Source organism: Arthrobacter sp. TB 23, from assembly GCF_000294595.1.
Lineage (GTDB): Bacteria > Actinomycetota > Actinomycetes > Actinomycetales > Micrococcaceae > Arthrobacter_D.
In genome coordinates this window covers 1-10,468 of the sequence record NZ_ALPM01000020.1, presented here as the reverse complement: position 1 = coordinate 10,468, position 10,468 = coordinate 1, and the positions used below count along the sequence as shown (strand labels likewise).

The window sequence follows — 10,468 nt, the reverse complement described above, 5'->3', positions numbered from 1 at the left end:
CCGTAGCGTGCGCGTTGCTAAGCCGAACGACGTCGTCGCCTCCTATGCGACGCTGCTGAAGCAGGTACGCAAAGAAGGTCTGCTGAACCGTCGCCGCCGCTTTTACGTTTCCGTCTTCGCTGCACTGGCGATAACCATGGGTGCCGCCTGGACCGGTTTCGCCCTGCTGGGCGACACCTGGTTCCAGTTATTGATCGCCGCCGTGCTCGGCGTCGTCTTCACGCAGATCGCATTCCTGGCCCACGAGGCCTCCCACCGGCAGATTTTCAAGACCCGCGGGGCCAACGACTGGTCCGGACGGATCCTGGCCGCCGGCGTCGTCGGCATCAGCTACCAGTGGTGGATGAATAAACACACCCGCCATCACAACGACCCCAACGTGGTGGGCAAAGACCCGGACATTGAGATCGATACCATCTCCTTCACCGAGGACGACGCAGCCAAAGCCACGGGACTCCACGCCTGGATCACCCGCCGCCAGGGCTACCTCTTCTTCCCGCTGCTGACCTTCGAAGGTTTGAACCTGCACGCCAAGTCGATCGGCACACTGTTCCGCCCCGGCGCTGTCCAAGGCCGCTGGATCGAACTGGCCCTCCTCGCGATCCGGTTCGGCGCCTACCTCGGCGTCCTGTTCTGGTTCCTGCCCCTCGGCATGGCGTTCGCCTTCATCGGCGTTCAAATGGCCGTGTTCGGCATCTACATGGGAGCCTCCTTCGCCCCCAACCACAAGGGCATGCCGATCATCCCCAAGAACAGCAAACTCGACTTCTTCCAGAAACAGGTCCTCACCTCACGCAACATTCGCGGCGGCAACTTCATCAACAACGCCTTCGGCGGCCTGAACTTCCAGATCGAACACCACCTGTTCCCCGACATGCCCCGCCCGCACCTCCGAGCAGCAGCACTGATCGTCCGCGAGCATTGCGAACGCCTCAAAGTCCCCTACACCGAGGTCGGCGTCGCAGCCTCCTACGGCGCCGTCGTGTCCTACCTCAACCGGGTAGGCCTCGCCGCACGCGACCCCTTCGACTGCCCCATGGTCAACAAATACCGGCACCAATAGCCCGAACGACTTTTTTGGCACCATGACAAGGACCTATAGCCATGTCGGACCTGGATCAATGGCCAACCAGCCGACTCCTTCTCACCGCCACCCGACTAAATGAAAACGCCTGGAATAGGGAACTCGACGGCAGCGGAGTAAAGCGACAGGAACTATCCGATGGATGACAGTGAAGCAAACCAAAGGTTCTCGCTCCTTCCCCATAGCGGAGGCTATATCGAAGTCCAGTGGGACCAAGGGGTAACTGTCTCGAAAAAGGACGCCATGGAGCTCGTGAGAAGCCTTGCGAAAGTATCGCCAGCTCTGTGTCTACCAATGCTCGTCCACCTCAACAAAATGATCTCCCTCAGTAGACCGGCACTGTACGCCTTCGCATCGGGGCTCAACGTTTCTGCACTAGCGATCGTCGGACCGACAGCCGTCGACCGCGCCATCACCACCTACTTCAAAGAAGTGCACGAACCGCCCTATCCCACCCAATACTTCGAGGAGGCCATCTCTGCTGAACGCTGGCTACTTGATCCGCACAGGAATCTGTCGGGTTGATGGACGCACGACAGGCCATTGGCGGAGTCGTTGGCGACTGCTCGGTAGATAGAGCAAAATGGGTGAATGCCCACGATTCATCCCCCAACCAGGCCAGTCCTCGAGGGGAAGACCATGATGGCGATTGTCACTACCGGGGTTGGTGGCTACGACCGGCTCGAGGTGAGTCGGGTTCCAGTCCCGGCGCCAACCGAAGGTGAGGTATTAGTTCAGGTGTTGGCAGCCGGCGTCAACAATACCGAAATCAACACCAGACTCGGTTGGTACTCGTCATCGGTGGCGACAGGCACCAATGACGCAGCAGAGAACGTTTCCGGGCAGACGGCGACGCGGCCGGACGGGGGTTGGAACACGGCCACCCCGTTCCCCCTAATTCAGGGCGCAGACTGCTGCGGACGTATTGTCGCCGTCGGTCGCGGGGGCGACGAGTCCTCGGTTGGGGCTCGGGTACTGATCCGCGCATGTATGCGCACGCAGGGATTCTTCTCGATGGAAACCAGTTGGTTAGGGTCGGACCGGGACGGAGCGTTCGCTCAATTCGTTGCTGTGCCCGAACACGAGGTTTTCACTGTGGACTGCGACTGGAGCGACGCCGAATTAGCCACCATTCCTTGCGCTTACGGAACAGCCGAGAACATGGTCCGCCGTGCAGGTGTCACTTCGGGGTCGCGGGTAGTGGTGACGGGTGCCTCCGGTGGCGTTGGCTCGGCCGTCATACAACTCGCCAAGCGACGTGGCGCTCATACCATTGGCATCGCCAGTGAGGCCAAACAGGATCGGGTCCGGGCCCTGGGAGCGGATGCAGTCCTCGGGCGGGACGAGGCGCTAAGCGTGCTGGGATCGGAAAGCGCCGACGTCGTGATCGACAACGTGGCCGGCACCGGTTTTCCCGCGATGCTCAGTCTCCTCCAGAGGGGAGGGACGTACGTATCCTCAGGCGCCATCGGCGGACCTCTTGTCGAACTGGATATGCGGACCTTTTATCTGAAGGATCTCACCTTGATCGGGTGCACAGCGTGGGACGACGCGGTATTCCCTAGCCTCATCTCCTACATCGAGCGTGGGGAGATTCGGCCTCTCCTAGCCAAGGTCTTCCCACTTGACCAGATCGCGGCCGCTCAACGTGAATTCCTCGATAAGGTACACGTGGGTAATTTCGTTCTTATTCCACCCACTCCCCTGTAATCGAGGCGTATTCTGCCGATCGCCGACGTGCCGTAGCTATTATGATGAAATGTGCAATTGCTACCCCAAGGTGAAGGGAAGCTTCGATGCCTACCGGCAGAATGAGCAGAAGCAGTGGTGTGGATAAAGGCTCCCGTGGGCCTGGCTCGGGGCTTGAACGGCGCGTCGTTCTCTCCGGTTTCCTTTTCGGGTGCGGGGTCGCGGCATCGATTATTGACTTGTTTATCTTCCATTTGGGTTTGCAGTGGCACCACTTCTATGACCTGTCCACCACCGAGGTCGCGCTGACCGCTGACGGTTTCTTTCACGCGTTCGGTTGGTTTATTACTATTTGGGGCCTGTTCGTTTTGGCTGACATTCGTCGCCGCGCCGAGGTGAATTGGAAGCGATGGACTGGGGCGCTCATTACCGGAGTTGGGTCTTTCCAACTTTTTGACGGCGTTATTGACCACAAGGTTCTGCGCATTCATCAGATTCGTTATGACGTGGATTTGCTGCCCTACGACGTGATCTGGGTAGGGTCTGCCATCGTGCTGTTACTGGTCGGGGTGTTAATTCTGTGGCGGACTCGTCCGCCACAGACATCGGACTGAAGGTTCAGCCAGTGGATCTGCAGCATCAACACGACCATAACTCTCCCAGCAGTTCAAACGACGACGTTTATGCTCTCGGATGGATAGCTTTCGATGCCCTGGTTGTGCTGCTCCTTGTTGCGGCCGCGGCGGGTTACGCCCTTGCCCTCTGGGCGGCCCGGTCCCGTGGACGGTGGCCCATAGGTCGAGTTATGGCTTGGTACGCGGGTCTGCTCTGCATCGGGGTGGGACTAGTTGGGCCTATTGCCGCTGCTGCGCGCGCCACTTTCACTGCTCATATGACTGGTCACCTACTCATCGGAATGGCTGCTCCGCTGCTGCTGGTACTCGCGGCGCCCCTTACTCTGGCCCTGCGCGCTCTGACGGTGAGACGGGCGCAGGTCCTCACCCGCTTTCTGAGGTCTCCGCCTCTCCGGTTCATCACCCACCCGACGGTCGCAGGCGGGCTCAATGCGGGAGGACTATGGGTTCTCTACACCACCGACTTGTACTCACTAATGCACACTTCGGTGCTGCTTCATGGAGCGGTACATATGCATATCTTTCTGGCAGGCTACCTTTTTGTTGCGGCCCTGATAGGTCCCGATCCCAACCCACACCGGGCCTCGATCCAGATGCGCTCCGTAGTCCTCATCGCATTCATCGCCGCTCACTCCATCCTGGCTAAATGGCTCTACGTCCATCCTCCGGCCGGTGTCGAGATCTCCGATGGCCGGACAGGCGCGCAGCTGATGTACTACGGCGGTGACATCATCGATATCACCCTTATTGTTCTCCTTCTGGCTGGCTGGTTCCGAGCCACCCAACCACGGGTAGCTAGACCGGGTTAACTACTGAGGGCGGCCAGGGCCTTACGCAGGCGGCTGCTGGCGTCGTCGGCGACCTCTTTGACCGCTGGCGCATCACTGAGCTGAACCATGGTCTCCGGGTCGATGGCCTCGATTGTGGTGATGTCTGCGGCTTTGCTTCGACGGACCACGACGTTGCAGGGCAGGAGCGCGCCGATTTCGGGCTCGGCCGCAATGGCCCGGCTGGCCAGGGCCGGGTTGCAGGCACCGAGGATGGTGTAATCTCCCACGGCGTCCGCGGCTTCGGTGCCGAGCTTGGCTTCAAAGGTGGAACGAACATTAATCTCGGTGAGTATTCCGAAACCCTGAGCTGATAGCGCTTCCCGGGTAAGTTCCAGGGCTTCAGCCCAGGGAAGCGCAATGGTGGTGCTGAGTGTGTACGTCATGGTGCTCCTGGAGTGACTCGTTGACGGATTCGTCCGATAGGTCACCGGACAAGTTTTCCCACGTTCTTCTAGGGTATTCGACGACACATTCCGACCGCCGGTGATCCTTTAAGGTGATTCTATGTCCACCTCGTTTGTCCTGACCCTCTCTGCCGTCGCATCTCTGCTGCTAATTCTCCGTCTGGCGGTCCCGTTCCTCCCCCTAAAGCGGGTTACCCGACGGTTGACTCCGCTGGATCTGGCCCTGACGGTCGTGGGTGTGCTGGGGTTGATCCTGCATTGCGCGTCAATGTTTTTCCGCTCGGTAGTGGCCGCGATACCAGGCAGCGGAAGTGTGATCGACCAGATCAATTCCATGGGAACGGCGAGCATGATCTGGTACGCGGTCCCCGCCCTCATGGTTCTGATGGGATTGCGCCGCCAGCATTGGATCGCCCTGATTCTCTTGGCCGTATCACTCTTGGCTGTAGGCATCACCATGTACAACGGCACCGCGGTGTCGACCCATCTGGTCACCATCTTCGCCGCGGGTGTGACAATCGCCGCCACAGTCTTCCTCCTCAGCGCGCCGCCCTGGTCCCGGAAACCAACGCCGGACCTTCCCTATCCCCCGGGTTGAGTCCCGGGACGGACCGACCCCCCGAGGCTGACGAGAAGCCAATCAGATAGTCCCCCACGACAAACCCTGAGGAAACGGCAGCACACAGGGCGCCCCAGTTGAGAACCATCCGCATTATCGGTATTTTAATAAGAACGATAATCAATAATGGTGAGCTGGGGTGCGTGGTGAGTTTGGTCTTGCAGGATCTATCGATCCGTATTGGCTCCCAATACCTGGTCAAGGGCCTGTCGCTGACTATCTCCCGCGGTGAAGCGGTAGCCCTGGTGGGCCCCTCCGGGTCCGGTAAATCTCTGACCGCGGCAGCCCTGAGTGGGTCTCTTCCCGGAGGTGCGATGGTCCGGGCGCCACCACGATCCCCGTTGAACCCTTTGTATTTTTGACCATGGCGTCAGCCTTGGCGGGCCTTCATACGCGCATTCTTCTTATTGATGACAAAAGTTTTGCCTCTGCGGCGGACGATCTGGGCTCCCGGGACTTTTTTCAGTGCGCGGAGGGAATTGCGTACTTTCATGGTTCTCCTTCAGGGGTTTCTGTTGGTCTCTATCGGCTAGTTTTGTTGGGTGCATAAACAAGGGGCGACCGCAGTTCCTCATCCGTCAGTGCGCAGGCTGCCAGCAGGCTGGTCACCTCGAAGTCATCGATGTCATCGCCGGTCAGAGCGAGGTGAGTGCCGCGGCGCCACTGCCCCTGTGGATCGCTGGCCCAGGGGCCGCCGTTGCTGAGGGCTATGCGCGGGCCAACACCGAACACTGCTACTTCGGTCTCCAGCAGACCGGCAATCCAGACACCGCCCCGAACAAAGCAGCAACCCTCGGAGATGGCACCCAATGCTGATCGAAAGCGATCGGGATGCAGTAAAAGGTCCGTGCGGTATTCGAAAGTGCGGAAGGGCCCGGACGACGTCGACGGCACCGCGATCGCTCCGGGACGACTTCGGGCGCGGGCTGCTTCGTCGTCGTGCGCCCCAAGGTGGGCGGCGATCGACCCCAGGGCGGGCAGCATCCGCACATGCGGGGCGACCTGTCGGATGAGCTGAACACCCCTGAGACTCAGTTCCTCATCCGATGGCAGCAGATCACTGACGGTGGTGAGCACCGTGTCAGCAAAGAGCAACTCCCCCATCAGGAATTCGCCAGGGGTCCTGCCATCCTCGGGAACAGCCGTGTAACCAGACTCAAACAACGTGTGGTGGTCCCACAGTTGGTTCTCCACGTCCTCAGGCTGTGCGGCCAGCGCTACCGAATCCACAGTGAAATCCCCCCGGGCGATGGCATGAATCCCGTCAATCGCGTTCTCGGCCGTGGTGCCCGGCGGCAGCCCGACGATCGCCAAAGAGGTGCCGGCAGCGGCCAGGCGTATCAGGACGGGGACCAGATCGAACCGGACGGTGCAGCTCAGACAACCGTGTTCTAGTACAGACGACTCTCGTTCCACCAGTTGGTCATTCTGATGGATGCGGCGCGTCACCACTGAATCGTCGAGCAGGTCGTGCAGCACCACTGGAACTTCTGGAGATAGCGCGGCCAACTGAGATGTGGCGTTGTTGCGACTGAGTGCGTCCAGCGAAGTAATGATGATCAAGTGCATTCCACCATCTTATGAGAATCATTCTCAGAAAGAAAGTGGGCGGTCCATTCGGCCCTCCCTCGCGGCACGCAGACGCACCTAGATCGAAGCGAGAGCCGTCAGAGCCCTCAGTTTCTCCTCCCCTATGGGTTCCTCGGGCAACAACGGAATAAGAGCCACTCGGTCGGTCAAGGCGCGTACCTTTGCCATCTGTTCGATTTCGCTCGCGGCGCGCGCCCGCAGAAACGGCGTCTGCGGGTGTGCGGCGGCAATCGAGCTATTGATCACCCAGGCCCACGGGTGGATTCCTGCCCGTTCCAGATCACTTTTCAACTCTTCGGCTTCGAGGACAGGTGTCGTTTCGGCCAGCGTGACAAGAATTACCTTGGTCTGCGCAGGATCCTGCAGCCGCATCAGGGGCGTCACGAAGCCCATGGTATCTCCAGCCTGGCGGGCAATTTCCCGGTGGTATGAACCGGTCGCATCCAGGAGTAACAGCGTGTGACCGGTCGGCGCGGTATCGATCACCACGAAGCGCCGCCGGGATTCCTGGACCGCCTTGGAAAACTGCCGGAAGACAGCCACCTCGTCAGTGCATGGGGACATCAGGTCCTCAGCTAGGGCGGCACGACCATCATCGTTTAGGTTCCGGCCCTTGGCTTCCATCACGTGGCTCCGGTACTCCTGAATTGCCGCTACCGGATCGATACGAGATACCGTCAATCCAGGGACTGAACCGTGCAGTGTTTCGGTGAGGTGCGCTGCAGGATCCGTCGTGGTGAGGTGGACCGCGTGCCCCCTGCCGGCGAGTGCGACCGCGATGGCGGCAGCGACGGTGGTTTTCCCCACCCCGCCCTTCCCCATACACATCACAAGGCCACGGCTGTCCGATTCGATCTCGTCAACCAAGGCTGCCAGTGGCGCGTCCTTGACCTCCGGTGTCTGTGTCGTCTCGTCAAGGATGGCCGGTCTGGACCCAGTTGCGAACAGAGACCTAAGCGCCGGCACGCCGACCATGTTGCCTGGCTTGAGGCCCAGCACATCGAGGGGCAGCGCGGCGACCGCTTCAGGAATGGCCGCGATGGCGGCAGCTTCCCTGGACCGCAGGGCCACGGCTAATCTCTCGTCGCCGGCGGCTTCCGGCAGGACACCGTTAATGACCACGTACCCGCTCCTGATTCCGATCTGGTTGAGCTCGAGATAGGTACGCTCGATCTCAGCCAGGGACGACGTCTGCGCCCGGCTAACCAGGACAAGCCGGGTCCTGGCGGGGTCCGTGAGTGCCTGCACTGCTTTGGCATACACCTGCTTGTGTTTCTCGAGCCCTGACAAAGGGCCCAGGCATGACGGGTCTCCTTTGCCAGTCTCGAGGAAATCGGTCCATGAACCCGGCAATTGAAGAAGGCGGATCGTATGGCCCGTAGGAGCTGTATCAAAGATGATGTGGTCGTACTCCCCATAGGAGCTCTCGTCTGCGAGCAGGTAGGTGAACTCGTCGAAAGAGGCGATTTCCGTGGTGCACGACCCTGAAAGGCTCTCGGCGATGCTGGCCAACTCAGTCTCGGGCAGGAGGCCCCGAACGGGTGCGATGATCCGTTCCCGGTACGCCTCGACGGCCTGCTCCGGGTCGATCTCCAGCGCGGAGAGACCCGGAACATCCTGAATCGCGGTCACGGTATTGCCAATGACCATACCGAACACTTGGCCAACGTTTGAGGCTGGGTCGGTGCTCACCAGCAGAACTTTCTGACCGGCGTTGGCCAGTGTAAGAGCCGTGGCGCAGGCTACGGATGTCTTACCCACGCCACCTTTGCCAGTAAAGAACAAGAATCGTGGTGCGTTCTCGAGAAACTTCATCCCCGGACCTAGCCGCAACTCGTTGAGCCGCCGCAGCAGCCGCCGGACTTTGCGCTCAGGCCAAGTGCCGGTCGTGTGCGCGACTCAACTCCGAGGCTTTGGAGATGACGCACGTCGGCGGTGACGTCCACCAGGGACTGGTCCACATCGGGGCCACACACACCCGTGTCGCGACAAAGCGTAGTTTCGTAAATTCGGATCACAGACATGTGGTTCTCCCTGGCTTCCACAAAGGTTCGATTCGATACCGAACCAACGAGCCCCAGTCACCCCGGCCGTCGCCCGGAAGAGGCCGACCAGCGCAATTGCGGTTCCTCACTATGATATCGATATTCATCGATGTAGAGCCATCACCTTGTCGCCGGACCGTTCAAAGGCCTGACCTACTTATCTGGTGCAGGTGAGATCGGATGCACCGGTCACCAGCCTCGCTTTGAGCTCGTCACCCTGAGGGAGCGCCGCGGGTAGCGGCTGGCCGGGCGCTCCCCAGGCTTCCTCACCGGGTCGCCGTATTGCAGCTTTAGCCGTCCAGTCTCCGAACCAGCGGCTACTCCTGATTGACTCGGATGTCCGTGAAGGACTGCCCGTTGTCATCGGAGACCTGGACACCGGTTTCGGTCGCGACCCATATTCGCAGGGTCAGATCCCCGACCAGGTGCGTGGCTATCGCGGCTGCCTGACCGGGGATCGTTCCTTGCTCGACCCAGGTCAGGCCAGCGTCACGACTGGTGTAGATCTGGCCCTCGGGTGTAATCCCAGCAGCGGCACCTTCCGAAAGGGCCGTGAACATCAGCAGGGGTGCACCGGGCACGGCATTCCACGTTTCGCCGTTGTCCGTGGAGCGTTGCAGGCCGTCCTCTGTGGTCGCCAGAACAATACTGTCCCGTGGCGTTGCGGCCAGGTTGAACACCGGAATTTGTTCTGCCACGGATTCCCAGGTGGTCCCGTCGCTACTCACTTGCAACTGGCCGTCAAAACCGACTATCCCGTTGTCGGTTGAGGCGAGGGCATGGAAATCGGACTCCCCTTGCCGGGACAGCGGCTGCCACGTGTGCCCCTCGTCGGTGGACCGAATTAGCCCCACCGGGTCGGGAAGATCAGATCCCGGACCAGGATGTCCGGATGCATAAAACTCGCCGTCCCCTGCTGAGGTGAAACCCATCAGATCGATCGTCGGGCCGATCTTGATGGCCGGTGACTCTGAGACGTCGAACAGGCCATCGTGGGTGGCGAGGAAAACCCGGTCCGTGCCAGGGTCCACGCTCATGCCGTGGACGTGACCCGTTGGGTAACCTTCTGCACTGGCTGACGGGGCAGCGGTAGCGGCCCTGTTGGCTCCCTGCGGGGGTTGTGGCGAACAAGCGGTAACTGCCAGAATCGCTGCAATCATGACTGCCGTCGGGGCGGCCCGTGGTGGGTGGGGCAAAGAAAAGTGGATGAATTTCACGTCAATAGTCCTTGAGTCAAAATGGGTACGGGTAGGGAGGGCAATGGTGCCCTCCCTACCCAGAGCCTGTGGCGGGTTAGAGTTCGGCGAGCAGCTGTTCCATTTCCTGGATTTCGGCGAGCTGGGTTTCCATGATGGTCTCGGCGAGAGCAATTGCCGCAGGGTTCTCCCCGTTATCGATTTCCTCCTGGGCCATCTCCACCGCCCCGTCGTGGTGTTCAATCATGGATTCCAGGAACAACCCGACCGCGTCGTCACCCTCAGCCGCTTCCAGATCAGCCATCTGATCTTCATCCAGCATGCCGTCCATCCCACCCATCCCACCCATCTCGTGCCCAGCCATGCCACCGTCGGG

The 10,468-nt window shown here is 60.4% G+C and carries 14 protein-coding genes; 7 read left to right on the top strand and 7 right to left on the bottom strand.

The window, feature by feature from the left end; genetic code table 11:
- The first annotated feature begins 7 nt into the window (after positions 1-7).
- The 5 genes from B384_RS0101955 (at position 8) to B384_RS0101935 (ending at position 4,217) form a co-directional block, all read left to right on the top strand.
- On the top strand, positions 8-1,063 hold the full coding sequence (locus tag B384_RS0101955; RefSeq protein WP_019481462.1) for a fatty acid desaturase family protein: 1,056 nt from the start codon (positions 8-10) through the stop codon (positions 1,061-1,063).
- Between the two features lie 159 nt (positions 1,064-1,222).
- Positions 1,223-1,609 (top strand): DUF7793 family protein, encoded by a 387-nt coding sequence (locus B384_RS21455; protein ID WP_443110846.1) that lies wholly within the window; start codon positions 1,223-1,225, stop codon positions 1,607-1,609.
- A 66-nt stretch (positions 1,610-1,675) separates the two neighbouring features.
- A complete protein-coding gene (locus B384_RS0101945; protein WP_237715202.1) occupies positions 1,676-2,794 on the top strand; it encodes an alcohol dehydrogenase family protein in 1,119 nt (372 codons plus the stop codon).
- A 101-nt stretch (positions 2,795-2,895) separates the two neighbouring features.
- Complete coding sequence (locus B384_RS0101940; RefSeq protein WP_050994824.1) at positions 2,896-3,387, top strand: DUF2243 domain-containing protein; 492 nt, start codon at positions 2,896-2,898, stop codon at positions 3,385-3,387.
- Positions 3,354-4,217 (top strand): cytochrome c oxidase assembly protein, encoded by an 864-nt coding sequence (locus B384_RS0101935; protein WP_337459670.1) that lies wholly within the window; start codon positions 3,354-3,356, stop codon positions 4,215-4,217. Before B384_RS0101940 ends, B384_RS0101935 begins: the two co-directional genes overlap by 34 nt.
- Here B384_RS0101935 and B384_RS0101930 read toward each other — a convergent pair.
- On the bottom strand, positions 4,214-4,621 hold the full coding sequence (locus tag B384_RS0101930; protein WP_019481457.1) for a DUF302 domain-containing protein: 408 nt from the start codon (positions 4,619-4,621) through the stop codon (positions 4,214-4,216). The genes B384_RS0101935 and B384_RS0101930 overlap by 4 nt on opposite strands.
- Before the next feature lie 121 nt (positions 4,622-4,742).
- On the opposite strand from B384_RS0101930, the gene B384_RS0101925 reads away from it, so the two are divergent.
- Both B384_RS0101925 and B384_RS19940 read left to right on the top strand, forming a co-directional pair.
- Positions 4,743-5,240 carry a hypothetical protein gene (locus B384_RS0101925; RefSeq protein WP_019481456.1) on the top strand — a complete coding sequence of 166 codons (498 nt, stop codon included), beginning with the start codon at positions 4,743-4,745 and terminating at the stop codon, positions 5,238-5,240.
- A 179-nt stretch (positions 5,241-5,419) separates the two neighbouring features.
- Entirely contained in the window at positions 5,420-5,623 is a 204-nt protein-coding gene (locus B384_RS19940; protein ID WP_237715201.1) for an ATP-binding cassette domain-containing protein, read from the top strand.
- Positions 5,624-5,631: 8 nt separating this feature from the next.
- Here the strand turns inward: B384_RS19940 and B384_RS19935 are convergent, their stop codons facing one another.
- The 6 genes from B384_RS19935 to B384_RS0101905 all read right to left on the bottom strand — a co-directional run.
- Positions 5,632-5,754, bottom strand: coding sequence for a ribosomal protein bL36 (locus B384_RS19935; protein ID WP_083850804.1), 123 nt, complete (start codon positions 5,752-5,754; stop codon positions 5,632-5,634).
- Positions 5,755-5,783: 29 nt separating this feature from the next.
- Positions 5,784-6,830, bottom strand: a complete 1,047-nt coding sequence (locus tag B384_RS17435) for a GTP-binding protein (protein ID WP_019481455.1) — start codon at positions 6,828-6,830, stop codon at positions 5,784-5,786.
- 78 nt (positions 6,831-6,908) lie between these two features.
- Positions 6,909-8,666 (bottom strand): arsenical pump-driving ATPase, encoded by a 1,758-nt coding sequence (gene arsA, locus B384_RS0101915; RefSeq protein WP_026040893.1) that lies wholly within the window; start codon positions 8,664-8,666, stop codon positions 6,909-6,911.
- Between the two features lie 8 nt (positions 8,667-8,674).
- Complete coding sequence (locus B384_RS19930; protein WP_083850803.1) at positions 8,675-8,875, bottom strand: arsenic metallochaperone ArsD family protein; 201 nt, start codon at positions 8,873-8,875, stop codon at positions 8,675-8,677.
- Between the two features lie 338 nt (positions 8,876-9,213).
- Positions 9,214-10,056 carry a F510_1955 family glycosylhydrolase gene (locus B384_RS0101910; protein ID WP_050994822.1) on the bottom strand — a complete coding sequence of 281 codons (843 nt, stop codon included), beginning with the start codon at positions 10,054-10,056 and terminating at the stop codon, positions 9,214-9,216.
- 133 nt (positions 10,057-10,189) lie between these two features.
- Positions 10,190-10,468: DUF305 domain-containing protein (locus tag B384_RS0101905; RefSeq protein WP_019481402.1), on the bottom strand; the 279-nt coding region annotated here is incomplete at its 5' end.

Excerpts from the sequence above, each read along its gene's own strand:
- B384_RS0101945 (WP_237715202.1), top strand. The coding sequence starts at position 1,676 with ATGCCCACGATTCATCCCCCAACCAGGCCAGTCCTCGAGGGGAAGACC.
- arsA (WP_026040893.1), bottom strand. The coding sequence starts at position 8,666 with ATGAAGTTTCTCGAGAACGCACCACGATTCTTGTTCTTTACTGGCAAA.
- B384_RS0101930 (WP_019481457.1), bottom strand. The coding sequence starts at position 4,621 with ATGACGTACACACTCAGCACCACCATTGCGCTTCCCTGGGCTGAAGCC.
- B384_RS19930 (WP_083850803.1), bottom strand. The coding sequence starts at position 8,875 with ATGTCTGTGATCCGAATTTACGAAACTACGCTTTGTCGCGACACGGGT.
- B384_RS21455 (WP_443110846.1), top strand. The coding sequence starts at position 1,223 with ATGGATGACAGTGAAGCAAACCAAAGGTTCTCGCTCCTTCCCCATAGC.
- B384_RS0101925 (WP_019481456.1), top strand. The coding sequence starts at position 4,743 with ATGTCCACCTCGTTTGTCCTGACCCTCTCTGCCGTCGCATCTCTGCTG.
- B384_RS19935 (WP_083850804.1), bottom strand. The coding sequence starts at position 5,754 with ATGAAAGTACGCAATTCCCTCCGCGCACTGAAAAAAGTCCCGGGAGCC.
- B384_RS17435 (WP_019481455.1), bottom strand. The coding sequence starts at position 6,830 with ATGCACTTGATCATCATTACTTCGCTGGACGCACTCAGTCGCAACAAC.
- B384_RS0101910 (WP_050994822.1), bottom strand. The coding sequence starts at position 10,056 with ATGATTGCAGCGATTCTGGCAGTTACCGCTTGTTCGCCACAACCCCCG.
- B384_RS0101940 (WP_050994824.1), top strand. The coding sequence starts at position 2,896 with ATGAGCAGAAGCAGTGGTGTGGATAAAGGCTCCCGTGGGCCTGGCTCG.